This is a genomic window from Kitasatospora sp. NPDC093550, from assembly GCF_044764985.1.
Lineage (GTDB): Bacteria > Actinomycetota > Actinomycetes > Streptomycetales > Streptomycetaceae > Kitasatospora.
This window is the reverse complement of record NZ_JBIWJF010000017.1, coordinates 26,687-50,271: the sequence shown is the minus strand read 5'-3', so window position 1 is coordinate 50,271 and position 23,585 is coordinate 26,687. Positions and strand designations below refer to the sequence as shown.

General features: G+C 74.2%; 22 protein-coding genes, 1 tRNA gene and 1 pseudogene. 6 read left to right on the top strand and 18 right to left on the bottom strand.

Annotated elements, in window-relative coordinates; all coding sequences use genetic code 11:
• Positions 1-115 precede the first annotated feature (115 nt).
• Positions 116-196, bottom strand: a tRNA-Tyr gene (locus ACIRD3_RS25830).
• Positions 197-425: 229 nt separating this feature from the next.
• On the opposite strand from ACIRD3_RS25830, the gene ACIRD3_RS25825 reads away from it, so the two are divergent.
• Positions 426-914: a YajQ family cyclic di-GMP-binding protein gene (locus ACIRD3_RS25825; RefSeq protein WP_045693084.1), complete on the top strand. Its 489-nt coding sequence runs from the start codon at positions 426-428 to the stop codon at positions 912-914.
• 81 nt (positions 915-995) lie between these two features.
• On the opposite strand, the gene ACIRD3_RS25820 is transcribed toward ACIRD3_RS25825, so the two are convergent.
• Positions 996-1,634 (bottom strand): hypothetical protein, encoded by a 639-nt coding sequence (locus ACIRD3_RS25820; protein WP_402220989.1) that lies wholly within the window; start codon positions 1,632-1,634, stop codon positions 996-998.
• A gap of 107 nt (positions 1,635-1,741) precedes the next feature.
• Positions 1,742-2,233, bottom strand: a complete 492-nt coding sequence (locus ACIRD3_RS25815) for a hypothetical protein (RefSeq protein ID WP_402220986.1) — start codon at positions 2,231-2,233, stop codon at positions 1,742-1,744.
• Between the two features lie 357 nt (positions 2,234-2,590).
• On the opposite strand from ACIRD3_RS25815, the gene ACIRD3_RS25810 reads away from it, so the two are divergent.
• Together ACIRD3_RS25810 and mug are read left to right on the top strand one after the other, a co-directional pair.
• Complete coding sequence (locus tag ACIRD3_RS25810; RefSeq protein ID WP_402220983.1) at positions 2,591-3,592, top strand: phosphatase PAP2 family protein; 1,002 nt, start codon at positions 2,591-2,593, stop codon at positions 3,590-3,592.
• Positions 3,593-3,687: 95 nt separating this feature from the next.
• Positions 3,688-4,248, top strand: coding sequence for a G/U mismatch-specific DNA glycosylase (mug, locus tag ACIRD3_RS25805; protein WP_402221264.1), 561 nt, complete (start codon positions 3,688-3,690; stop codon positions 4,246-4,248).
• Between the two features lie 122 nt (positions 4,249-4,370).
• On the opposite strand, the pseudogene ACIRD3_RS25800 reads toward mug, so the two are convergent.
• Positions 4,371-5,231, bottom strand: a pseudogene (locus ACIRD3_RS25800) (LysR family transcriptional regulator); the annotation flags it as partial.
• 208 nt (positions 5,232-5,439) lie between these two features.
• Here ACIRD3_RS25800 and ACIRD3_RS25795 point away from each other — a divergent pair.
• On the top strand, positions 5,440-6,444 hold the full coding sequence (locus tag ACIRD3_RS25795) for an NADP-dependent oxidoreductase (protein WP_402220980.1): 1,005 nt from the start codon (positions 5,440-5,442) through the stop codon (positions 6,442-6,444).
• 168 nt (positions 6,445-6,612) lie between these two features.
• On the opposite strand, the gene ACIRD3_RS25790 is transcribed toward ACIRD3_RS25795, so the two are convergent.
• The 3 genes from ACIRD3_RS25790 to ACIRD3_RS25780 all read right to left on the bottom strand — a co-directional run bounded on the left by ACIRD3_RS25790 (position 6,613) and on the right by ACIRD3_RS25780 (position 9,117).
• On the bottom strand, positions 6,613-7,569 hold the full coding sequence (locus ACIRD3_RS25790) for a M48 family metalloprotease (protein ID WP_402220977.1): 957 nt from the start codon (positions 7,567-7,569) through the stop codon (positions 6,613-6,615).
• A gap of 3 nt (positions 7,570-7,572) precedes the next feature.
• A complete protein-coding gene (locus ACIRD3_RS25785) occupies positions 7,573-7,998 on the bottom strand; it encodes a BlaI/MecI/CopY family transcriptional regulator (RefSeq protein WP_402220974.1) in 426 nt (141 codons plus the stop codon).
• A gap of 198 nt (positions 7,999-8,196) precedes the next feature.
• Positions 8,197-9,117 (bottom strand): DMT family transporter, encoded by a 921-nt coding sequence (locus tag ACIRD3_RS25780; protein ID WP_402220971.1) that lies wholly within the window; start codon positions 9,115-9,117, stop codon positions 8,197-8,199.
• Here ACIRD3_RS25780 and ACIRD3_RS25775 point away from each other — a divergent pair.
• A complete protein-coding gene (locus tag ACIRD3_RS25775; RefSeq protein WP_402220969.1) occupies positions 9,116-10,570 on the top strand; it encodes a PLP-dependent aminotransferase family protein in 1,455 nt (484 codons plus the stop codon). The two genes, ACIRD3_RS25780 and ACIRD3_RS25775, sit on opposite strands and share 2 nt — an antisense overlap.
• A gap of 66 nt (positions 10,571-10,636) precedes the next feature.
• On the opposite strand, the gene htpX is transcribed toward ACIRD3_RS25775, so the two are convergent.
• From htpX to ACIRD3_RS25720, 11 genes are all read right to left on the bottom strand, one after another.
• Positions 10,637-11,500: a zinc metalloprotease HtpX gene (gene htpX, locus ACIRD3_RS25770; protein ID WP_402220966.1), complete on the bottom strand. Its 864-nt coding sequence runs from the start codon at positions 11,498-11,500 to the stop codon at positions 10,637-10,639.
• Between the two features lie 210 nt (positions 11,501-11,710).
• Positions 11,711-13,273 (bottom strand): NADH-quinone oxidoreductase subunit N, encoded by a 1,563-nt coding sequence (locus ACIRD3_RS25765; RefSeq protein ID WP_402220963.1) that lies wholly within the window; start codon positions 13,271-13,273, stop codon positions 11,711-11,713.
• Between the two features lie 56 nt (positions 13,274-13,329).
• Complete coding sequence (locus tag ACIRD3_RS25760) at positions 13,330-14,886, bottom strand: NuoM family protein (protein ID WP_402220960.1); 1,557 nt, start codon at positions 14,884-14,886, stop codon at positions 13,330-13,332.
• Positions 14,887-14,942: 56 nt separating this feature from the next.
• Positions 14,943-17,003: an NADH-quinone oxidoreductase subunit L gene (locus ACIRD3_RS25755; protein WP_402220957.1), complete on the bottom strand. Its 2,061-nt coding sequence runs from the start codon at positions 17,001-17,003 to the stop codon at positions 14,943-14,945.
• Positions 17,000-17,374 carry an NADH-quinone oxidoreductase subunit NuoK gene (nuoK, locus tag ACIRD3_RS25750; RefSeq protein ID WP_402220955.1) on the bottom strand — a complete coding sequence of 125 codons (375 nt, stop codon included), beginning with the start codon at positions 17,372-17,374 and terminating at the stop codon, positions 17,000-17,002. Before nuoK ends, ACIRD3_RS25755 begins: the two co-directional genes overlap by 4 nt.
• Positions 17,374-18,216, bottom strand: a complete 843-nt coding sequence (locus tag ACIRD3_RS25745; protein ID WP_402220953.1) for an NADH-quinone oxidoreductase subunit J — start codon at positions 18,214-18,216, stop codon at positions 17,374-17,376. Before ACIRD3_RS25745 ends, nuoK begins: the two co-directional genes overlap by 1 nt.
• Positions 18,213-18,770, bottom strand: coding sequence for a NuoI/complex I 23 kDa subunit family protein (locus ACIRD3_RS25740; RefSeq protein WP_402220950.1), 558 nt, complete (start codon positions 18,768-18,770; stop codon positions 18,213-18,215). Before ACIRD3_RS25740 ends, ACIRD3_RS25745 begins: the two co-directional genes overlap by 4 nt.
• The gene (nuoH, locus tag ACIRD3_RS25735) at positions 18,767-19,726 is read right to left on the bottom strand and encodes an NADH-quinone oxidoreductase subunit NuoH (protein ID WP_402220948.1); all 960 of its coding nucleotides are present in this window, start codon (positions 19,724-19,726) and stop codon (positions 18,767-18,769) included. Before nuoH ends, ACIRD3_RS25740 begins: the two co-directional genes overlap by 4 nt.
• Positions 19,723-20,928 carry an NADH-quinone oxidoreductase subunit C gene (locus ACIRD3_RS25730; protein ID WP_402220946.1) on the bottom strand — a complete coding sequence of 402 codons (1,206 nt, stop codon included), beginning with the start codon at positions 20,926-20,928 and terminating at the stop codon, positions 19,723-19,725. Before ACIRD3_RS25730 ends, nuoH begins: the two co-directional genes overlap by 4 nt.
• Entirely contained in the window at positions 20,925-21,563 is a 639-nt protein-coding gene (locus tag ACIRD3_RS25725; protein ID WP_402220944.1) for an NADH-quinone oxidoreductase subunit B, read from the bottom strand. Before ACIRD3_RS25725 ends, ACIRD3_RS25730 begins: the two co-directional genes overlap by 4 nt.
• Entirely contained in the window at positions 21,554-21,970 is a 417-nt protein-coding gene (locus ACIRD3_RS25720; protein ID WP_402220941.1) for an NADH-quinone oxidoreductase subunit A, read from the bottom strand. The genes ACIRD3_RS25725 and ACIRD3_RS25720 overlap by 10 nt, the downstream gene beginning before the upstream one ends.
• 315 nt (positions 21,971-22,285) lie before the next feature.
• Here ACIRD3_RS25720 and ACIRD3_RS25715 point away from each other — a divergent pair, with 315 nt between their 5' ends.
• Positions 22,286-23,509 (top strand): sensor histidine kinase, encoded by a 1,224-nt coding sequence (locus ACIRD3_RS25715; RefSeq protein WP_402220938.1) that lies wholly within the window; start codon positions 22,286-22,288, stop codon positions 23,507-23,509.
• The last annotated feature ends 76 nt before the right edge of the window (positions 23,510-23,585 follow it).

The following is a 23,585-nucleotide window of genomic DNA, read 5'->3' as shown; positions in this document are numbered from 1 at the left end:
CGAAACGAGGTGAGACAAACCACCCAAAACGACCATCCGGCGTGACCGGTGTTCGAGCACAACGAAACAGGCCCTGATCTGCGTTTCCGCAGATCAGGGCCTGTTCTCTATCCTGTGGCTGGTGCAGGGTTCGAACCTGCGTAGCTTGCGCGACAGATTTACAGTCTGCTCCCTTTGGCCGCTCGGGCAACCAGCCAGGATTTTCGCCGCCCGGGGTGTTCGCCCCGTTCGACTTGGTAAACCATACCCGATGCCGGGGGGTGCTCCGCCACTCGATGGGTCATCCGACGATCAACGCGACGATCAAGGACAGGCACGCCGTCGTCGCGGGCGAGGGCGGGGCGGCGCTGGATAGGCTGGGGCGGCGGACGCCCGGTGGGGCGGACCGTGCCAGTGAAGCCAGAGCATCAAGGAGACCAACACCCATGGCCGACTCCAGTTTCGACATCGTCTCGAAGGTCGAGTGGCAGGAGGTCGACAACGCGATCAACCAGACCTCCCGTGAGATCGCGACGCGCTTCGACTTCAAGGGCGTGGGCGGCGAGATCAGCCGCTCCGGCGAAAAGATCGAGATGAAGGCCAACGGCGAGGAGCGCGTGCGCGCCATCCTCGACGTGCTGCAGACGAAGTTCGTCAAGCGCGGCCTGTCGCTGAAGGCTCTGGACGCCGCCGAGCCTCAGCTCTCCGGCAAGGAGTACAAGATCTTCGCCAACATCAAGGAGGGCATCACCACGGAGGACGCGAAGAAGGTCGCGAAGATCATCCGTGACGAGGGCCCGAAGGGCGTCAAGGCCCAGGTCCAGGGCGACGAGCTGCGCGTCAGCTCGAAGAGCCGCGACGACCTCCAGGCCGTGCAGGCCCTGCTCAAGGGCAAGGACCTGGACTTCGCGATCCAGTTCGTGAACTACCGCTGATCGCGGACCGGCCCCGGCCGGTCGGACGTACGGCCCCGCTCCCCGGTGAGGGAGCGGGGCCGTCCGCGTCCGCGGGGAGGGTCAGCGGGCGGCGGCCGGGTGGGAGCGGGCCGCGGTCAGGGCCTGCGCCCGGGCGCGGAGGGCGTCCAGCTGCTGCTGCACGGTGGCGGCGTCGACGTGGGTCGAGGTCGCGGTGCCGGGGAGCTTGGGCGGCGTCGGGGTGGGCACCGGCGGCAGGGACGGCAGTTGCCCGAGCAGCCCCTGGAGGATCGTCTGCAGGGAGGCGATGAGCTGCTGGAGGGCCCCGAGGTCGGGGACGGCGGAGGTCACCGTCGAGAGCAGGCCGGTGACCAGCTTGACGATGTCGTCGACCGCCCCGAGGGCGGCGCTCGGGTCCGGTGTGGCCGGGAGGGCCGGCAGGGCGGGGACCGCCGGGTCCGCGACGGGGAGAGCCGGGGTCGCCGGCGTCGCCGGATCGGCGACCGGGAGCGTGTTCGGCGCGGCCGGGACCGTCACGGGGCTGACGGACGGGGCGAGCGCGACGGGCAGCGCGGGCATCGCGGGCATGGCGGGCATCGCGGGCATGGCCGGAACGGCCCGGGTGGAGGCGGTGGAACGGGAGGCCGGGGCTTCGCTGCCGGCGGCGGTGGCGGACGCGGTGGCGACCGTGGTCAGCGCGAACGCTGCGGTCAGCACGACGGCCATCCGGATGGCACGCATGGGTACTGCTTCCTCTCACTGTGGATCAGGCGAGATCGCCTGCATCACACGCTCGGGCAGCAGTTCGGGCCCGGCCACCGCTGGTACGCCGAACGGTGCGCGGCGGCTCAGCCGGCGGCGGCCCAGCCCGCGGTGCTGCGGTACGCGCCCAGGCCGACCGAGTCGAACTCGTCCGCCCGGCCCTCCTCGGTGCGCGCGCCGAGATGGCGCAGGGCGCGGGAGATCGGGGCCCCCTCGGGCGGTGCGGGCTCGAACTCGCCGATGGCGAGCGGGCCGAGGACGACGCGGCCGTCCGACCACACCGCAGCCCGCTGGCTGCCGCTGCCGCCGAAGTACTCGGCCTCCACGCACGCGACCGGACCGGCCTTCGACCAAGCGGCGAGCCGGAGTTCGAAGCCGTCCGAGTACCAGCCGGACCCGCCCCCACCGGCCGGCTTCCGCACGCTGTCGTCGCCCTGGAGCGCGGCGAGGACTCCGGAGGTGACCGGGATCAGCGCCAGCCCCTGGGCCAGCGGTACCAGCCGGGCCGCCGGAACCTCCGCGGCGGCCACCCGCAGCAGCTCCAATGTTCCTATCAGCGCATGGAGTTCGTAGGACATGCCGGACATGCTGTCCCACCGCACTGACAGTCGGCCCGGAATTTATGATTCCGTGCCCGGCCGGAGACCGTAGAGCAGGCTGAGCACCGTCAAGTTCCGGACGGACCGCGGCCGGGAACACGGCCGGCGCCCGCGGCACCCACCGCACCCCCGACCGGGAGCGCACCGGCACCCCGCGGACGGTCACCGGGTCGCCCCCGACGGTCACCCGCTCGGACGTGTCCGCATGCGGCGGCTGCGGCGCCCGGATGGACTGGCCGCGGCGCCCGTCGCCCCGGTGATCGGATCTGACGTTCTTACGATCCGGTCATACTTCATCCAGAGTCCTTCAAGTTTGGCTTGCTAATTTCGGTGCGCATGACCAAGACCCTCTCCCCGGCTCCGCGGACCCCGCGGACCGGGCAGCCGCGCCCGGTGCCTCCGCCCCGCCCCCGCGTGACGGGCTGGTCGAGACTCCGCTTCCTGGCCTGGCCGCTCTACCTGGCCGGCCTCGCCCGGTTCCTGAGCGTCGAGGGCATCCCGTCCGCCAACGACGTGCTGTTCCTCTGGCTGATCGGCGCCCTGCTCACCGCCGCCGTGCACAGCGGGCACGGCCGGCGCGGCTTCCTCCTGGTGCTGCGCGACTGGGTGCCGGTGATGGCCGTGGTCTGGGCGTACTCGCTGCTGCGCGGCTTCGGCGCGCACACCCCGTGGGCCCCGCACTGGCTGCCGCAGCTGCGCTTCGACGAGGTGCTCGGCTTCGGCGAGACCTGGACCGTCCGGCTCCAGCACGCCCTCTACACCCCCGGCTCGCCGCACTGGTACGACTACGCGGCGGTGTGCGTCTACCTGTCGCACTTCTTCGTGGTCTTCCTGCTGCTCGCGGTGCTCTGGCGGCGCGCGCACCACCGGTTCCGGCAGTTGCTGGCCTGCTACCTGACGCTCACCTTCGCGGGCTTCGCCACCTACCTGCTCTACCCGGCCGACCCGCCGTGGCTGGTCGCCCAGGAGGGCAACCTGCCGCACCTCTCCCGGGTGGTCTGGGAGGTGATCTCGGTGAGCGGGCTGCCGCAGGCCGACTCGCTGCTGGAGAACGGCAGCCAGTTCGCCAACGACGTCGCCGCGATGCCCTCGCTGCACTCCGCCTACCCGGCGATGCTGCTGTTCTTCTTCTGGCCCACCGCCCGGCCCTGGCTGCGGGCGGTCCTGGTCGCCTATCCGCTCGCGATGACGTTCACCCTGGTCTACGGCGCGGAGCACTTCATCATCGACGTCTTCGTCGGCTGGGCGTACGCGGCCGTGGTGGTGTTCGGCCTGCGATGGCTGCGCCACCGCCGTACGGCGGTGGCGGTGGCGGGCACGGCAGACTTGGCCCGGTGAAGCCGCAGACGCCGACGAACCCCTCCCGAGAACCGGTGCAGCCCACCCCTGCGCCGGTCCGGCCCGCCCCGGCACCGACGACCGCCCCGGTACCGATGAAGCCCACCGCCGAACAGCTGCTCGCCGCCAAGGACACCACCATCCCTGACGTGATCGGGCCCGGGCTGCGGGTGCTGTTCTGCGGCATCAACCCGGGCCTGTGGTCCGGAGCCACCGGGCACCACTTCGCCCGGCCCGGCAACCGCTTCTGGCCCGCCCTGCACCGCTCCGGCTTCACCGAGCGCCAGTACCGCCCGGACGAGCAGGACCGGCTGCTCGCGCTCGGCCTCGGCATCACCAACGTCGCCCCGCGCACCACCGCCAAGGCGGACGAGCTCACCGCCGAGGAGCTCCGCGAAGGAGGCGCCGCGCTCCGCGAGCGGGTGCTGCGGCTGCGCCCGCGCGTGCTGGCCGTCCTCGGCATCGGCGCCTACCGGACGGCCTTCGGGCAGCGGCGGGCCGCGATCGGACGCCAGCCGGAGGGCATCGGCGACACCGAGGTGTGGGTGCTGCCCAACCCCAGCGGCCTCAACGCGCACTACACCCTGGACGGGCTGGCGGCGGAGTTCCGCAGGCTGCGGGAGGCCGTCGACGGCACGGCCGACGACGAGGGCTGAGCAGCGGTCCGGAGCCGACCGGCCGGCGAGGGCCCAACGGGCGGCGAAGGCTGACCGGCCGACGAGGACCCGACCGGCGCCGCGGGGCTGGCGGGCGCCAGCCCCGCCGGCAACCGGACCTCGCGCAGCTCGCGGATCAGCGCCCGGAGCGCCGCCGTCCCGGCCAGCTCGGGCGTGGTGACGTACCCGACGAAGCGGCTGGGCGGGCGCGGTCCGAGGTCGGTGACGGCGAGCCCGGCCGGGGCCCCGAGCAGGGCCGTCCGGGGCATGATCGCCATGCCGAGGCCCTGGGCGACGAGCGACAGGGCCACCGTGTCGTCCTCCACGTCCACGGTCGCGGGCGGGATCCAGTCCTGCCGCTGCCACCAGTCCCGGGTGTACGAGCCGCAGTTCTCGTCCCAGTCGACCAGTGGGAGCTCGCGCGGCGCGGGGTGGCCCTGCGGGTGCGCCAGCGCGTACGTCTCCTCGTACAGGCGCACCGCGACCAGACCGGGGACGGGCGACGGGCCATCGGCGTCCAGGGTGGCCAGTCCGAGGTCGGCGCGGCCGTCGGCGACCTCCCCGGCGGTGCCGCGGCCGATCTCCCGGACGATCCGGACGTGCGTGCCGAGCCCGGGGTGACGCTCGGCGAGCCGGGCCAGGACGGCCGGCAGCAGGTGGGCGGCGACACTGCGGAAGGCGGCGATCCGCAGCGTGCCGGTCAACGGACCGTCCGCGCCGGCGCCGCGCACCTCGGGGCCCATCGTGTCCAGCAGCCGCAGGATCCGGCGGGCGTACACCACCGCCCGGGCGCCGGCCTCGGTGGGGCGCGCGCCGTGGCGCCCGCGGTCGAAGAGCACCGCGCCGAGCTTCCGCTCGCAGGCGCGCACGGCGTGCGATACGGCGGACTGGGTGGTGGCCAGGCGCGTGGCGGCCGCCGTGAAGCTCTGCTCCTCGTCGACGGCGACCAGGATCCGCAGCTCGTGCGGGGCGAGATCGGTCATGCGCCCGAATCTAGCCCCCAGGTCCATCGATCCCGATCCATCGATCCTGGTCCATCAGTCCTGGTCCATCAGTCCTGATCCTTCAGTCCCGATCCATCGATCCCGTTCATGGAAGGCGCCGTTCCATCGGCCGGGACCCCTGCCCGGCCGATCCCCCGCTTCCTACGGTGATCACGTCCCGCCGTCCTCACCCCGTCCGGAGCACCCGATGTCCCGCCCCACCGCCCGCGCCGTCCACCTGGTCTCCCGCCCCGCCGGTGCGCCGACCGCCGAGAACTTCGCCTTCGTCGAGGAGACCGTGCCGGCGCTCGCGGCCGGTGAGGCCCTGGTCGAGAACCTCTACCAGTCCGTCGACCCGTACATGCGCGAGCTGATGGACGAGGGCGGCTGGGAGCTGCACGCCCCGCTGGAGGGCCGCACCCTCGGCCGGGTGGTGGAGTCCCGGTCCGACACCCTGCCCGTCGGGGCGGTGGTCTTCCACCGCCAGGCCTGGCGCACCCACTCGGTGGTCACCGCCGAGCGGGCGAGCCTGCTGCCCGACTTCGCCGGGGTCCCGCTCAGCGCCCACCTGTCGGTGCTCGGCGGCACCGGCCTGTCCGCCTGGGTCGGCCTGACCAGGATCGCCCGCCTCCAGCCGGGCGAGACGGTGTTCGTCTCGGCGGCCGCCGGCGGCGTGGGCACCGCCGCCGGACAGCTCGCCCGGCTGCTCGGCGCGGGGCACGTCGTCGGCAGCACCGGCTCCGCCGCCAAGGCCGCCCGCCTCATCGAGCACCTCGGTTACGACGCCGCCTTCGACTACCACGACGGCCCGATCGCCGACCGGCTGCGCGAAGCCGCCCCCGAGGGGCTGCACGTCTACCTCGACAACGTCGGCGGGGACCACCTGGAGGCGGCCATCGGCGCCCTGCGCGACCACGGCCGGATCGCCTGGTGCGGCGCCGTCGCCCAGTACAACCACCTGCAGGACCCGCCGCCCGCGCCGCGCAACCTCTACGACGTGGTCGGCAAGAGCCTGCGACTGGAGGGCTTCCTGGTCCGCAACCACCTGGACGCCCGGCCCGAGCTGTACGACTTCCTCGTCCCGCACCTGCGCTCGGGCGCCGTCGTCCCGGACGAGACGGTCGTGGACGGCTTCGACCGCGTGGTGGAGGCCTTCCTCGGCATGCTGCGCGGCGCCAACACCGGCAAGATGCTCGTCCGGATCGCCGACTGAGCCGACGGCGCCGACAGGGCCGACAGGGCCGACAGGGCCGCCCGCCCCGTCCACCCCGGCGGCCGTCCACCCGGCTCGCCGCCCTCACCCCGGCGACCGCCTCGTCACCGGCCACCCGCTGCTGCGGGCTGACGCCCGAGCGAGCTGACGGCTACAGCGGGGTGACGGCTACAGCGGGGTGACGGCCTTCAGCACCACCAGCAGGGCCACGGCGGCGTTGAGCGCGCACAGCGCCGACGCCGCCGTGCCGATCGCGGCGACCATCGCCGCCAGGCCCGCCGGGGTCTTGGCCGGCGGCCAGTTGCGCGAGGTCGGCACCGGCCCGAGCAGCGCGGCGACCCGGCGCGGCACCGGCCCGGCCGCCGCGCCCGGGGCGGCGAAGGCCGCGAAGCCGGGCGCCGGGGCGGCGTGCGAGACCAGGGCCGCCCGGGCCACCGCCCGCGCGGTGATCCGGCGGTCCCCGACGACCTGGGCCGAGTCCTCGTCCGCCCACCGCTCCGCGCTGTACGCCACCGCGTTCTGCAACGGCCGCAGGAAGGGGTTGACGCAGGCGGCGAGCTGGGTGGCCAGCAGGTACCGGTGGTGGCGGTGGCGCAGGTGCGCCCGCTCGTGCGCGAGCAGCGCCTCCCGCTCGTCCGCCGCCAGGCCGTCCAGCATCCCGGTGGAGACCACCACCCGCCCGGGCGAACCGGGCAGGGCGTAGGCGTAGGGGCTGCGGTCCGGCAGCACCGCGAGGTCGTCGGACGGCCCGGCGCCCGCGGGCAGTCCGGCCAGCGCACGCCGGGCCCGGGCGCGCACCCGCAGGTGCCGGACGACCGTCCGGCCGCAGGCGATGCCGACCAGGGCGAGCAGCCACATCGCGGCCGTGCCGACCGTCTCGTGGTACGGCAGCGCGGCCCGCACCTCCGGGTCGGACCAGCTGTCCGGCAGCGGGTTCCCGGGGATCTGCGCGGTGCCCACCACGCCGATCAGGCCGAGGCAGAGCACGCTGCACACCGCCATCACCGCGCTGATCGCGGTCATCAGCCGGGCCGCGCCGCGCGGGTGCAGGTGCTGCTCGGTCAGCCGAGCGATCGGGACCGCGGTGAGCGGCAGGACGAGCGGGAGGAAGACGAAGAAGCCCACGGGTCAGCTCTCACGGTCGGTCGCTGCCGGATCGGCGGAGGCGGCGTCCAGCAGCGCCCGGAGCAGTTCCTCGTCGTGCGGCAGCAGCGCGCTGACGAAGCTGGCCAGGACGGCGTCCCGGTCCGCCTCCCCGTCGAGCATCCGGCGCATCCGCAGCGCCGCCAGGCCGGCGGCGTCGGAGGAGGCCTGCCAGAGGTAGGAGCGGCCGGAGCGGCTGCGGGAGACGGCGTTCTTGGCGTGCAGCCGGGACAGGATGGTCATCACCGTGGTGTACGCCAGGTCGCCCTCCAGGCGTTCCTGGACCCACCCCGCGGTCGCCGGGCCCGGCGCCTGCTGGAGCACCGCCAGCACCTGCGCCTCCAGCTCGCCCTGGCCGCGGCGTCTGGCCGGCGCGTCACCGGCGGCCGGGGCGTACCTCTCGTCTGCCATGGCGGCCCACTCCCTCCGGATGCCGCGCCCGGACCGACGGGCGCGGCTTCATCCTAACGAGCGAGGGTCGGCCCCGGACCGGTCGGCGCAAGGGCCCGGGGGCGTACGGGCGGTGGCACCCGTGTCCGGCGGCTACCCCTTTCCCGGGCCCGGCGCGTCGGCGCCGGTCCGGCCGCGCTGAGCGCGCCGGAAAGCGGCTCAGGTCCGCGCCCGCTGGGTCACCGCGATGCAGACCAGCACCACCACGGCGGTGAGCGGCGCGGCGGCCGGCAGGTCCTCGCCGAGCAGCAGCACCGACCACACCAGCGTCAGCAGCGGCTGCCCGAGCTGCAGCTGACTGGCCCTCGGCACGCCGATCGCGGCCATCCCCCGGTACCAGAGCACGAACCCGCCGAACTGCGACACCGCCGCGATGTACGCCAGCCCGGCCAGCGCCTTCGGCCCGACCTGCACCGGCTCGGTGGCCAGCCCGAACGCGGAGGTCAGCAGCATCACGGGCAGCGCGGCCACCACCGCCCAGGCGATCACCTGGGCGCCCGGGAGGTCCCGGGAGAGCCGGCCGCCCTCGGCGTACCCGGCCGCGCAGACCACCAGCCCGACGAAGAGGAAGAGGTCCGCGACGGTCGGCCGGCCGTGGCTCTGCACCAGGGTGAAGACGAGCACGGCCGCCGCGCCCGCCAGCGCCGCCGCCCAGAACGCCCGGGACGGCCGACGGCCGGTGCGCAGCGCCGAGGCCACCGCGGTGGCCAGCGGCAGGACGCCGATCACCACCGCCGAGTGGGCGGTCGAGGAGGTGCGCAGGGCGAGCGTGGTCAGCAGCGGGAAGCCGAGGACGCAGCCGCCGGAGACCACCAGCAGGGCGGGCCAGTGCCGCCGCTCCGGCAGCCGGGCGCCGGCGGCCAGCAGGTAGAGCGCGGCCAGCACCCCGGCCAGGGCGCCGCGCAGACCGGTGGCGGACCACGGGCCGAAGCCGCTCAGGGACCACGCGGTGGCCGGGAAGCTGAGCGAGAAGGAGGCCACCCCGAGGGCGGCGAGGGCGGTGCCGGAGGCCGCGCCGTACCGCGGGGCCGTCGACGGTGCTATCGCCCGGACGAGGGTAGCGCTATCTTGTGTCTTCATGAATGAGCGTAGCAGTGTGGCCGAGCTCGCCGAAACCCTGCGGCGAGAAGTGGAGCGCTACCCGGAGGGGCGGAAGCTGCCGGCCAGCCGGGCCCTGATGGAACGTCATCAGGTCAGCCCGGTGACGGTCTCCCGGGCCATCGCGGTGCTCGTCGCCGAGGGGCTGGTGGTCTCCCGGCCGGGCGCCGGGGTCTTCCGGGCGGCCGCCTTCGCCGCCGCCCCGGCCGCCCCCGCCGCGCCGCCCGCCCGCAGCGGCGACCTCTCCTGGCAGGAGATCGCACTCAGCGCCGACTCCGGCCCGCGCGACCTGTTCGCCGACCCGGTCCTCGCCACCCTCCGGGTGCCGCCGCCCGACGTCATCGACCTCAACAGCGGCTACCCGCACTCCTCCCTGCTGCCCGAACGCCTGCTCGCCACCGCCCTCGCCCGCGCCGGCCGGCGCCCCGGGGCCTGGGACCGCCCGCCCGTGGACGGCCTGACCGAGCTGCGCGGCTGGTTCGCCCGCGACATCGGCGGCCACGGCGGGCCGATCGGCGCCGGGGACGTCCTGATCACCTCCGGCGGGCAGGGCGGGCTCACCGTCGCCATGCGCTCGCTGGCCGCCCTCGGCTCGCCGGTCCTGGTGGAGTCACCGACGTACTCCGGCATCCTGGCGGTCGTCCGGGCCGCCGGGCTGCGCCCAGTCCCCGTCCCGGTCGACGCCGACGGCGTCCGCACCGACCTGCTGGCGGACGCCTTCGCCGCCACCCGGGCGCGGGTCTTCGTCTGCCAGCCCCTGTTCCAGAACCCCACCGGCGCGGTGCTCTCACCCGGCCGGCGGGAGGAGGTCCTGCGGATCGCCCGGGCGGCCGGGGCGTTCGTGGTCGAGGACGACTTCGCCCGGCTGCTGGTCCACGCGGACGCCCCCGCGCTGCCGCGCCCACTCGCCGCCGACGACCGGGACGGGGTCGTGGTGCACCTGCGCTCGCTCACCAAGGCCGCCTCCCCCAACCTGCGGATCGGCGCCCTCACCGCCCGCGGCCCGGCCCTGGCCCGGCTGCGGGCCACCCAGGTGGTGGACAGCTTCTTCGTACCCCGCCCGCTCCAGGAGGCGACGCTGGAGCTGGTCGCCGACCCAGGCTGGGCCCGCCACCTGCGCACCCTCGGCGCCGAACTGCGCGACCGCCGCACCGCCGCCGTCGCCGCCCTCCACCGCGAGCTGCCCGGCCTCCTCGACCACCACCGCCCCGGCGGCTACCACCTGTGGCTGCGCCTCCCGGACGGCACCGACGACGGCGCCCTCACCGCCGCCGCCCGGCGCGCCGGCGTCCAGATCACCCCCGGGCGCCCGTACCACGCCGCCGAACCCCCGGCTCCCCACCTTCGCCTCAGCTACGCCGCCGCCGACAGCGCCGCCCAGGTGGCCGAGGGCGTGCACCGCCTCCGGCTGGCGTACGAGGAGACGACGGGCTGACTGGCGTACGAGGAGACGACGGGCTGAGTCGCGCCGCCCCCGGGGCGGGAACGGCCCGGCGGATCGCTACCGCCCGTACCCCGCCATCCGCTCCAGGCGGGCGATGCGCTCGGCCATCGGCGGGTGGGTGGAGAAGAGCCGGGCGCCGGCCTCGCCGGGGCGGAACGGGCTGGCGATCATCATGTGGCTCGCCGTCTGGAGCTGCGGCTCGGGCGGCAGCGGAAGCTGCCGGGTGCCGGCGTCCAGCTTGCGGAGGGCGCCGGCGAGGGCCAGCGGGTCCCCGGTGATCCGGGCGCCGTCGGCGTCGGCCTGGTACTCGCGGGAACGGCTGACCGCCATCTGGATCAGCCCGGCGGCGAGCGGCCCGAGGATCATGATGGCGAGCATCCCGAACAGGCCGGGCCCGTCGTCGTCCTCGTCGCGGCCGAACGGGACCAGCCAGGCGAAGTTCACCAGGAACATCACCACCGAGGCGAGCGCCCCGGCGACCGAGGAGATCAGGATGTCCCGGTTGTAGACGTGGCTCAGCTCGTGACCGAGCACGCCCCGCAGCTCGCGCTCGTCCAGGATCCGCAGGATGCCCTCCGTGCAGCAGACCGCGGCGTTGCGCGGGTTGCGGCCGGTGGCGAAGGCGTTCGGGGCCGGGGTCGGGGAGATGTAGAGGCGGGGCATCGGCTGACGGGCGGCCGTGGAGAGCTCGCGCACGATCCGGTACAGCTGCGGGGCCTCGAACTCGCTGACCGGCCGGGCCCGCATGGCCCTCAGCGCGAGCTTGTCGCTGTTCCAGTACGCGTAGGCGTTGGTCCCGAGGGCGACCAGCAGGGCGATCACGAAGCCGGTGCGGCCGAAGAAGCTGCCGATCACCAGGATCAGCGCCGAGAGGCCGCCGAGCAGGACGGCGGTCCTCAGTCCGTTGTGCCGGCGGTGCACGTCAGGCCCTCCAATGGTGCGGTGGGGAAGCCCTTTCTGCCTCGTCCCTCTTGCCCGCTCAACGGGTGGGGCCGGGGACCTTGTTCCCTTGTGACCGACGCGACACCGCCGCCGCGGCCCCGCGACGGCGGCGGGCCGGCCCGCCGCACCACCGACCGGTACGGGTACCGCCCCGGCGGAGCGGCGCCGGTTCGGACCAGCGGCCCCGGCTCAGAACAGCGAACCGCCCGCGACCTGCAGCACCAGCTGCGGCGCGACCGAGAGGACCACCGCCACCGCGGCGGTGAGGCCCAGCGTCGCGGTGAGGCTCACCGGCAGTCGGCGCTCGGCCGCGGTCACGGTCGCGGCGCCCGCCGGCTCCCCGGCGCCCGGGGCGAACAGCCGGGCCGTCCAGAGCAGGTAGTAGTACAGGGCGACGACCACGTTGACGGCCATCACCACGGCCAGCCAGCCCAGCCCGGCGTCGACCGCCGCGCGGAACACCACGACCTTGCCGAAGAGGCCGATCACGCCCGGCGGCAGTCCGGCCAGGCAGAGCAGGAAGAAGGCGAGCGCCAGCGCCGTCCAGCGGCGGCGGGCGAACAGGCCGCGGAAGTCGTCCACGCTGGTCCCGGCCCGCCGGCCGACCGCCGCGACCACCGCGAAGGCACCGAGGTTCACCACGCCGTAGATCAGCGCGTACGCGGCGGTGGCGCCGAGGGCGTCGGCCCCGGTGGGCGCGTAGCCGGCCGCGGCGAGCGGCACCAGCAGGTACCCGGCCTGGCCGACCGAGGACCAGGCGAGCAGCCGCACCGCGCTGTACCGGGTGTCGAAGCGCTGCCGCAGCGCGCCGACGTTGCCGACCGTCATGGTGACGGCGGCCAGCACCGCGAGCGCCAGGCCCCAGGTGTGCGCGTACGGCCGGAAGGCGATGGTGGTGGCGAGCGCCAGTCCGGCGAGGCCGGCCGCCTTTCCGACCACCGAGAGGTAGCCGGCCACCGGCAGCGGGGCGCCGGTGTAGGTGTCGGGCACCCAGAAGTGGAAGGGGACGGCGGCGACCTTGAACGCGAAGCCGACCAGGGTCAGCACCGCACCCGCCTCGGCCAGCGGCTTGAGCTGTCCGGGGGCGTGCTCCAGCCCCTGGGCGACGGCGCCCAGGTGCAGGCTGCCGCCGGCCGCGTAGACGAAGCCGATGCCGAGCAGCATCACGGCCGTCGCGGTGACCGAGGAGACGAAGAACTTGAGCGCGGCCTCGGCGCCCCGGCCGTCCCGGCGCAGCGCGACCAGGGCGAAGGCGGGCAGCGAGGCGACCTCCAGGGCGATCACCAGGGTGGCGAGGTCGCGGGAGGCGGGCAGCAGGGCGGCGCCGGTGGCGCTGGAGAGCAGCAGGAACCAGTACTCGCCGCGCGGGAGCTTCTCGTCCTCGACCGTGTGGGCCGACAGCAGCGCCGCGATCAGCGCACCGCCGAGGGCGAGCAGCTGGAACACCAGCGCGAAGTGGTCGGCGACGTACGAGCAGCCGCTGATCGACGGAGTGTCAGTGGCGCCTGTTACGTTCCGCACACAGAAGGTCGCTCGGGGTGAGCCGCCGGTGAGGGGGAGGAGCGCGATGAGGGCGAGGGCGAGTCCGGCCGCGGTGATGCGGCCGAGCCACTTCTTGTGCCGCTCGGGCAGGAACAGGTCCGTGACCAGGACGGCGAGGGCGGCCACGGCGGCGATCAGCGGGGGCGCGATCGCCACCCAGTCCACGGACTGGATCAGGCTGCCCGGATTGGCTACGGCGAGGGAGGTCACAGTGTGCTGCCCCGTGGAGTGAGGTCCGAGTGCGGCGGTCTGGGCGGCGAGCACGGTCAGCCACCCCCGAGGAGGTGCTTGACGGCGGGGTTCGAGAGGCCGAGCAGCAGCGCGGGCCAGAGGCCGGCGAGCAGGGTGAGCGCGGCCAGCGGCGTCCAGCTGACGGCCTCGTACGGGCGCACGTCGGCCACCTCGGCCACCGGCGCGGGCTGCTCGGGGTCACCCATGCAGACGCGCTTGACCATGATCAGCAGGTACGCGGCGGTGAGGAGGGTGCCGAGTCCGGCCAGGACCATGTAGGTGACGAAGGCGGGGCGCGACAGGCCGCCCGCCGGGTCGAAGGCGCCGAACATGGCGAGCAGCTCGCCCCAGAAGCCTGCCAGGCCGGGCAGGCCCAGGCTGGCGACGGCGGCGAAGGCGAGCAGCGCGCCGAGTCGCGGCGCCCGGCCGTACAGGGCGGCGCCGGTGGCCCCGGAGAGGGTGTCCAGGTCCGCCGTGCCGTAGCGGTCCTTGAGCGCGCCGACGACGAAGAACAGCAGACCGGTGATCAGACCGTGGGCGATGTTGGCGAACAGCGCGCCGTTGACGCCCACCGGGGTGAGGGAGGCGATGCCGAGCAGCACGAAGCCCATGTGGCCGACGGAGGAGTACGCGATCAGGCGCTTGAGGTCGCCCTTGGCGCCTGGGCGCGCCAGCGCCAGGCAGGCCAGCGATCCGTAGACGATGCCGACGGCCGCGAAGGCGCCCAGGTAGGGCGCGAGCGTGGTGGTGCCCTCCGGCACGACCGGGAGGAGGACGCGGACCAGACCGTACGTCCCCATCTTCAGCAGCACGCCGGCGAGCAGCACCGAGCCCACCGTCGGGGCGGCGGTGTGCGCGTCGGGGAGCCAGCTGTGCAGCGGCCAGGCGGGGGCCTTGACCGCGAGTCCGACCAGGATCGCCAGCGCGGCGATCACCTGGGTGGTGTGGCTCAGGCCGCTGCCGTGCGCGGCGGCCAGGGCCTGCATGTCGAAGGTGCCGGCCTTGCTGCCGATCAGCAGGAAGCCGAGCAGCATCACGGCCGAGCCAAGCAGCGTGTAGAGGATGAACCGGTTGGCGGCCGGAGCCTTCGCGTCGCTGCCCCAGCGGGCGATCAGGAAGTACATCGGGATCAGCACGATCTCGAAGGCCAGGAAGAAGAGCAGGAGGTCCAGCACCGCGAAGGTGGCGAGCATGCCGACTTCGAGGAGGAGGAACAGCCCGACGAAGGCCTGCGCGGAGGGCACGCCGTCCCCGTTCGGCAGCCGCTTCTCCGAGTACAGCGCGCAGAGGAAGGTGAGCAGCGCGGTCAGCACGACCAGCGGCAGCGAGATGCCGTCCACGCCGAGGTGGAGGCGCACGTGCAGGGCCGGGATCCAGGACACGTCGGTGGTGGCCTGCATCCGGGCGGGTTCGTCGTGGTCGAAGCCGGCCGCGAGGGCGACGGTGAGCAGCAGGACCGCGCCGGTGACGACGGAGTTCAGCCGCAGGGCCCGCCGGTCGGCGACGGCCCGGTCAGGACCGAACACCGGCGCCAGGGTGAGCGCGGCGCCGAGCAGTGGCAGCACCAGGAGGGCGATGAGGACCGCGTTCATCGGGGGCTCCTAGGTGCTGCGGCGGTCGAGGGGGCGGGAGTGGAGGACGGCACCGGCTACACCGCCACCAGGACGGCCAGCAGGACGACGCCGGCCAGCAGGGCGCTGAGGTAGGTCTGCGCGTTGCCGGTCTGGGCGAGCCGGACGGCCCGGCCGAGCAGGTTGGCACCGATGCCGCTGCCCTGCACGTAGCCCTCGACGACCTCGCGGTCGAGGAAGCGGACCAGTCGGGCGGCGCCCAGCACCGGCTGGACGAACAGTGCCCGGTACAGCCGGTCGACGCCGAACCCGTGCCGGGCCGGGCCGAACAGCGGGCCGAGCAGGGTGCGCCCGGGGTCGGCGACGATGACCTCGGCGGCCGGGGCCCCGGCCTGCTCGGGCACCCGGCCGGCGGCGGCCGGGGCCGGCCTGCCGGTGCCCAGCCGGGCGGTCGCCGAGCGCCAGGCGCCGTACGCGGCGAGCACGCCGACCACGGCGAGCCCGGTGCCGGTGACGGCGGTGACCCCGGAGGGCCGCAGCGTGCCGCCGTCCAGCAGCGCGGGCAGCCAGTCCGAGCGCAGGCCGGCGACGCCGAAGCCCATGGTCGGAACGGCCAGCACCCAGAGCGGCCAGCGCATCGCGGGCGGCTCGGCGCTGCCCGGGTCGGCCTCGTCGAGCTCGGGCGAGTACGGCGCGTCCGCCTCGTGGTCGGCCACCACGGTGGCCCGGTCGGCGGCGGGCAGCACCTGCGGTGCGGCCGCGGCGGCGCCGGCCGGGCTGTGGAACGCCACCAGGAAGAGCCTGGTCGCGTACGCGGCGGTGAGCAGCGCGGTGAGCGCGGCGGAGATCAGCACGATCCACCCGGCAGCCTGCGGCACCGCCGAGGCCGGGCCGAGCCCGTTGGTGAGCGCCTCGCCGTTGGCGGCGTGCTCGGCCGCGGAGAGCACCGCCTCCTTGCTGAAGAAGCCGGAGAACGGCGGCAGCCCGACCAGGGCGACGAGCGCGATGCCCATCGTCCAGTAGGCGTCCGGGACGCGCCCGCGCAGCCCCGGGATCCGGGACATCGCGGAGATCGAGTTGGTGTGCGCGGCGTGGATCACCACACCGGCGGCCAGGAACAGCAGCGCCTTGAACGCACCGTGGCTGACCAGGTGGAAGACGGAGGCCTCTCGGTCGCCGCTGGCCAGGGCGCCGGCCATGTAGCCGAGCTGGCCGACGGTCGAGTAGGCGAGGACCCGTTTGAGGTCGTCCTGGGCGAGCGCGCACAGCGCCGAGCCGATCATCGTCACCGCGGCCATCACCGCGAGCACGACCAACGCCGCCCCCGACAGCAGGAACACCGGCAGCAGCCGGGCGACCAGGTAGATGCCGGCCGCGACCATGGTGGCGGCGTGGATCAGGGCGGACACCGGCGTCGGGCCGGCCATCGCGTCCGGGAGCCAGGTGTGCAGCGGGAACTGCGCGCTCTTGCCGGCGACCCCGGCGAGCAGCAGCAGTGCGATCAGCGTCGGGTGGCCGAGCCGGCCCTCGCCCGCGGCGGCCAGCACGTCCGGGATCCGGAAGCTGCCGGCGTCCGCGCCCAGCAGGAAGATCCCGAACAGGAACGGCACGTCGCCGAGCTTGGTGACCAGGAAGGCCTTGAGCGAGGCCGAGCGGGCGTCCGCGCTCTCCCAGTGGTGGCCGATCAGGAAGTACGAGCAGAGGCCCATGACCTCCCAGCCGACCAGCAGCACGATCAGGTCGCCCGAGTAGACCACCAGGAACATCGCCGCGGTGAACAGCGAGACCAGCGCGGCGTACGAGGGGTAGCGCGGGTCCTTCTTCAGGTAGGCGGTCGAGTAGACCTGGACGCAGGTGGCGACCAGCCCGACCAGCACCGAGATCAGCGAGCTGAAGCCGTCCAGGTGGAGGGCGAGCGCGATGTCCGGTCCGCCGGTCGGGGTGAGCCGGGTGGCCGCGTCGAGGGTCCGGCCGGTGCCGAGCTGGAGGGCGACCACCAGGGCGAGCACGGCCGAGACGGCGACCGGCACGATCGCCAGTGGCCGGGCCAGCCCGGGTGCCTTCTTGCCGGTGGCCAGGGTCGCGGCCGCGCCGAGCGCGGGCAGCGCGGGGACGAGTGCGGGCAGGGCGAGGTTCATGCGGCGGCCTGGCCCTTCAGCGCCTCGGCTCCGGCCGGCGCCTCCTCGGTGGCGAGCGTCTCGGCCGGGTCGCCGAGCGCGGTGGCCCGGTCGATGTCCGCGGTGCCCCGGGCCCGGAAGAGCAGCAGGACGATGGCGAGCCCCAGGCCGATCTCGGCGGCGGCGACGGTGATGGTGAACAGGGTGAGCGCCTGTCCGGCGTGCAGCGAGTCGCGCAGCCAGGCGTCGAAGGCGACCAGGTTCAGGTTGACGGCGTTGAGCATCAGCTCGACCGACATCAGCACCAGGACGGCGTTGCGCCGGGCGAGCACGCCGTACACGCCGACGCTGAACAGCAGCACGGCGAGGACGACGGGGTAGGCGAGGTGCATCAGCTCTTCTCCTCCGGCTCGGCGGAGCCCGGCCCGGCCGAGCTCTCCGTGCCCACGCCCGGAACGCCCGAGCCCGGCGCGTCCGGCTTGGGCGCGTCCGGCTTCGGCGCGTCCGGCTTCGGCGCGTCCGGCTTCGGCGCGTCCGGCTTCGGCGCGTCCGGCTTCGGCGCGTCCTGCTTCGGCGCGGCCTGCTTCGGCGCGGTCGCGGCGACGGTCCCGTTCGACCCGACCGGCCGCCCGGCCCGCAGCCGGCCCGCCCGGGGCGCCGGCACCCGCCGCTTGTCCCCGCGCGACAGCACGATCGCACCGACCAGCGCCGCCAGCAGCAGGACGGACAGCGCCTCGAAGGGCAGCACCCAGTTCCGGAACAGGCCGGCCCCGGTGACGGAGGCGGAGCCGCCACCCGCACCGAGGTCGATCCAGGAGCTCCGGAAGGCGTCGACCACCAGCGTGACCAGGGTCCCGGCCGAGGCCAGCGCCACGACCAGGGCCACCCAGCGGTTCTTGGAGTCGGCGTCCGGGGAGCGGCCGATCGGCGCCTTGGTGAGCATCAGCCCGAACAGCACCAGGACGACCACCGAGCCGAGGTAGATCAGCACCTGCACCCAGGCGATGAACTCGGCCGTGAGCAGCAGGAACTCCACCGCCAGCCCGCCGAGCGCGACCACCAGCCAGAGCGCGGCGTGCACCAGCTGCTTGGTGGTGACGGCGACGACGGCCGAGCCGAGCACGGCGATGCCGACCAGCAGGAAGACGATCTCCTGGCCGGTCGGGGACAGGAACGAACGGGCGGCCGGCTCCAACGAACCGGTCGCCGCGAGAAGCGTGCCGCCGAGACTCATGCGTCGTCACCCTTCTCCTCCAGGGCCGCGGCGGCGGCCGCGGCCAGTTTGTCCGCGGCCTTGCGCGCGGTGGCGATCTCCTTGGGCTCCTCGGCCGCCGGGTCCAGCGCCGGCGGCGCCGGGACGGTCCACATCCACTCGCGGAGCTTCTCCCGCTCGTGGGTCAGCTCGTGGATGTCCGTCTCGGCGTACTCGAACTCCGGCGACCAGAACAGCGCGTCGAAGGGGCACACCTCGATGCAGATCCCGCAGTACATGCAGAGCGAGAAGTCGATGGCGAACCGGTCCAGCACGTTGCGGGTGCGGGCCCGGGCGTTCGGCTCGGCGGCGGGAAGCGTCTCCTTGTGGGAGTCGATGTAGATGCACCAGTCCGGGCACTCGCGCGCACAGAGCATGCACACCGTGCAGTTCTCCTCCAGCAGCGCGATGACGCCGCGCGAACGCGGCGGCAGCACCGGCTGCACGTCGGGGTACTGCGCGGTGACGGTCTTCTTCGTCATCGTCCGCAGCGTCACGGCCAGGCCCTTCGCGAGGCCGGCACCGGGAAAACTCATGAGATCGCCACCTTGATGATGCCGGTGAGGGCCAGCTGGACCAGGGCGAGCGGGATCAGCACCGTCCACGCGAAGCGCATCAGCTGGTCCTCGCGCAGCCGCGGGTAGGTGACCCGCAGCCAGATGACCACGAAGGCCAGCGCGAAGGTCTTGAGGATCATCCAGAGCCAGCCGAGCTGGTCCGCCATCGGCCCGTGCCAGCCGCCCAGGAAGAGCACCGCGGTCAGCGCGGACACCACCAGGATGCCGACGTACTCGGACAGCAGGAACAGCGCGAACCGCAGACCGGTGTACTCGGTGTACGCGCCGAAGATGATCTCCGAGTCGGCCACCGGCATGTCGAACGGCGGGCGCTGCAGCTCGGCCAGACCGGCCGTGAAGAACACGAACGCGCCGATGATCTGCCAGGGCAGCCAGTACCACTGCCAGGAGTCCACGATCCCGGGCAGCGAGAGCGTGCCGGCGGCCATCGCCACCGAGGCCGCCGCCAGCACCATCGGCAGCTCGTAGGACATCAGCTGGGCGGCCGTCCGCAGACCGCCGAGCAGCGAGAACTTGTTCGCCGAGGCCCAGCCGGCCATCAGCTTGCCGATCACGCCGACGCCCATCACGGCCAGCACGAAGAACAGTCCGGCGTCGACCGCCTGGCCGACGAAGCCGTTCGGGCCGACCGGGATCGCCAGCAGCACGAACAGGTACGGCAGCAGCGAGACGGCGGGCGCCAGCTGGAAGATCCGGCGGTCCGCCCCGGCCGGGACGATGTCCTCCTTCTGCGCGAACTTCACGCCGTCCGCGACGAGCTGCGCCCAGCCGTGGAAGCCACCCGCGTACATCGGGCCGAGCCGGCCCTGCATGTGCGCCATGACCTTGTGCTCGGTCTGGCCGATGACCAGCGGGAAGACCAGGAAGACGACGAGGGTCGCGACGCAGCGCAGCACCGTGTCGAGCAGGTTCACGCGCCGTCTCCGTCCCGGTCGGCCGGGGCGGCCGCCGTCTCGTCCTTCTGCTCGGGCCCGCCCGGCCCGGCCGCGGGCTCGCCGCCCGAGGGCGCGTCGGCCGACGCCCGGTCACCCGACGGCTCGTCGCCCGACGGCTTCTCGGTCGACGGCTTCTCAGCCGAGGGCTTCTCGACCGAGGGCTCGTCGCCCGACGGCTTGTCGTCGTGGGCCGGTACCGGGTTGTGCCAGGGCGCGTCGGAGGATGCGGGCCGCCCGGGAGCGGGACGCTCGGGCGTCCTCGGCTCGTCGGCGGTCTGGCTGACCGACCCGTCGGAGACCGACCTGGTCCGCCGCGGCCGGTCCGCCCGCACCGCGGGCGCCTCCCCGCTGCCCGCGGCGGCCTCGGGGGCGGCGGCGTCGGGAGCCGCCTGGCTCGCCGACCCCTCCGACACCGAGCGCGTCCGCCGCGGCCGGTCCGCCCGCACGGGCGCGCCCTCGCCGGCCGAACCGGCAGCACCGGCAGCATCGGCACCCGCCCCCGCAGCGGCCGCAGCCGCCCGGGGCGTGCGCGCCGCCGCGCCCGCCGCCCGCGCACCGCGCGCGGGCCGCTCGGCGACCGGCGGCAGGGTGCCCTTGAGCGGCCCCCACTCGTTCGGGTCCGGCACACCGGCCGGCTGCATCTTGCGCCGGGCCGGCCCGCCGCCGTGGTCCGACTCGCCCGGCTCCTTGGCGCCCGGCCAGTCCTTGGCGACCCGGGCCGCGAGCACGAACTCCTTGCGCAGCGGGTGCCCCTCGAAGCCGTCCGGCAGCAGCAGGGTGGCCAGGTAGGGGTGCCCGGGGAAGTCGATGCCGAACATCTCGTGCGTCTCGCGCTCGTGCCAGGCGGCACCGGCGTAGACCGGGACGGCGGTCGGCAGCGCCGCCCCGTCCCGCGGCACCCGGGTGCGCAGCGCGAGGTGCCGCACGCCCGGCGCGTCGACGGCGGCCAGGTGCGCGACCACCGAGAAGCCCTCGGCGAGCTCGTCGACGGCGCTCAGCCAGTCGAAGTAGGCCAGGCCGAGGACGTCCCGGGCGTTGGTGAGCGCCTCGATCCAGTTCGCGGCCGGGACGTCGACGGTGATCAACCCGTACGCCTCGGCGCCGGTCGCCCACTCCCCGACCGACGCCGCGTACTGCTCGGCCGTGAGCCGCTCGACAGTTCGCTCGCTGTACTCGCTCACGAGACCCCTCCCTGGTCCGAGGGCCCCGCCACCAGCGGTCGGCGCAGCGCCGCCGCGGGCGCGGTGTAGCGGCCGGGCAGGGACTCCTCGGCGATCTTCTCCTGCAGCTTGAGGATGCCCTGGAGGAGCGCCTCGGGCCGGGGCGGGCAGCCGGGCACGTAGACGTCGACCGGAATGATCTGGTCCACGCCCTTGGTGACCGAGTACGAGTCCCAGTAGGGGCCGCCCGAGTTGGAGCAGGCGCCGAAGGAGATGACGTACTTCGGCTCCGGCATCTGCTCGTACAGGCGCTTGACGGCGGGCGCCATCTTGTCGGTGACCGTCCCCGAGACGATCATCAGGTCCGCCTGACGGGGACCGGGCGCGAACGGGATGACGCCCATCCGGATGAAGTCGTGCTTGGCCATGGACGCGGCGATGAACTCGATCGCGCAGCAGGCCAGGCCGAAGTTGAAGCACCAGAGGCTGTAGCGGCGGCCCCAGTTGAGGACCACCTTGACCGGGTCCGGCGCGAGCCGGGCCAGCGGGCCGATGCCGCGGCGCTCGACGGCGGCGCCGGGGCGTGCCGGGTCCGGCAGGCCGAGCGGGACGGGGCCGCCCTGGGCGCCGTGCGAGTGGGAGTGCGTCACGTCCATTCCAGAACGCCCTTCTTCCAGGCGTAGAGCAGCCCGACCGCGAGGAAGCCGATGAAGAGGAACATCTCGATCAGCGTTCCGGCGCCGTACCCGGCGGTGGCGAAGACGGTCGCCCACGGGAACAGGTAGATCGCGTCGACCGCGAAGATCACGTACAGGAAGGCGTACACGTAGTAGCGGATCTGGGTGTGCGCCCAGTCCTCGCCCACCGGGTCCACGCCGCACTCGTAGGCGAGGAGCTTCTCGGGCGAGTGGACCACCGGCCGCAGCAGCCGGTTGGCGGTGAACGCCACGGTGACGAAGAGCACCCCGACGACGGCCAGCAGGCCCATCGCGGCGTACGCGTCGAAGTAGCCGCTGCCGACCGCGGGGTCGGCCACGACGGCAGCCGCGTGCTGCCCCTCCATGTCCTTCGCCTCCACCTCGGTCGTGAACCCGCCCCTCAAGGCAGTTCTACGACGTTTCCTCGCACGGACCTAACCACGGTCATGATCACGATCACAACCATGGCCAATGCGTGAGTCTAAGGGGACGGCTCCGGTCCGCCCGAACCCTGCCCGCTCCGCAAGACGGCCCGTGGACACCCCGGTGAACACCCGGCGGCCGGGACGGGGGGTGGGGATAACCCCCGGCCGGGAAGATGTATCACCCCCATGGCATCCACCGCCCCCGGTTCGGGAAGCTTGGTCCAGCCGCACGATCAAGAGGGACGGTAGATCCGGATGAAGCCGCTGCACCGCCGCGCCGTGGACGCCATCAAGGAGCAGGACGCCCGGATGGAGCGCCCCCCGCTGTACGGCGCGCGGATGTGGCGCCAGGCCGGGCAGCTGCTGCTGAACCTGCCGCTGGGCATCGCCGGCTTCGTCCTCGCCGTCCTGACGCTCTCGGTCGGCCTGGGGCTGGCCGTCACCGTGGTCGGCCTGCCGCTGCTGGCGGTCGGACTGGCCGCCCAGCGCACCCTGGGCGCACTGGGCCGCCGCCGGGCGCGGACGGCGTACGGCTCCGCGATCGACGAACCCGAGCCGGTGCGCCCGCGCCGCCCGGGCGTGGTCGGCTTCACCATCGCCCAGGTCACCGACCTGCTGAACTGGCGCACCGCGCTCTACAACGTGCTGATGCTGCCCTGGGGCATCCTCAGCTTCACCCTGACCCTGGTCGCGATCGTGGTGATGTGGCCGGTGCTGCCCTGGGTGATCCGCGGGATGGCCGCGACCGACCGGATCCTGATCGAGTCGCTGCTCTTCCCCGGCGCCCTGGCCGAGCGGGTGCGCGAGCTGGAGGACGACCGCGGCACCGTCGTCGACACGGCCGCCGCCGACCTGCGCCGGATCGAGCGCGACCTGCACGACGGCGCCCAGGCCCGGCTGGTCGCGCTGGCGATGGACCTCGGCATGGCCAAGGAGCGACTGCGCGAGGTGGAGTCCGAGGAGGACGTGGCGGTCGCCGCGAAGATGGTCGACAACGCGCACGGCGAGGTGAAGCTGGCCCTGCAGGAGCTGCGCGACCTGGCCCGCGGCATCCACCCGGCGGTGCTCACCGACCGGGGCCTGGACGCCGCGCTGTCCGCGGTCGCGGCCCGCTGCACCGTCCCCGGCGGGGTCAGGGTGAACGTCGACCTGACCGACGGGGACGGCGAGCCCGAGCGCCCGGACTCGGCGGTCGAGGGGATCGCCTACTTCACCGTCAGCGAGCTGCTGACCAATGTCTCCAAGCACGCCGGCGCCCGCACCGCCTCGGTCGACGTCTGGCGCTCCGACCACCAGCTGATGGTGCTGGTCCAGGACGACGGCAAGGGAGGCGCGGCCCCCTACCCGGGCAGCGGCCTGGCCGGGCTCGCGGAGCGGATCCGGGCGGTGGACGGGGTCTTCCTGGTGGAGAGCCCGGAGGGCGGCCCGACCACCGTGACCGTCGAGCTGCCCTGGCGCACCCACGGCGGCCGCCGCTGAGCCCCCGACGCGGCCGCCCCCGTACACGGCGCCGGGCCCCCGTCGAGGCAGTGACGGGGGCCCGGCGCCGGTCCGG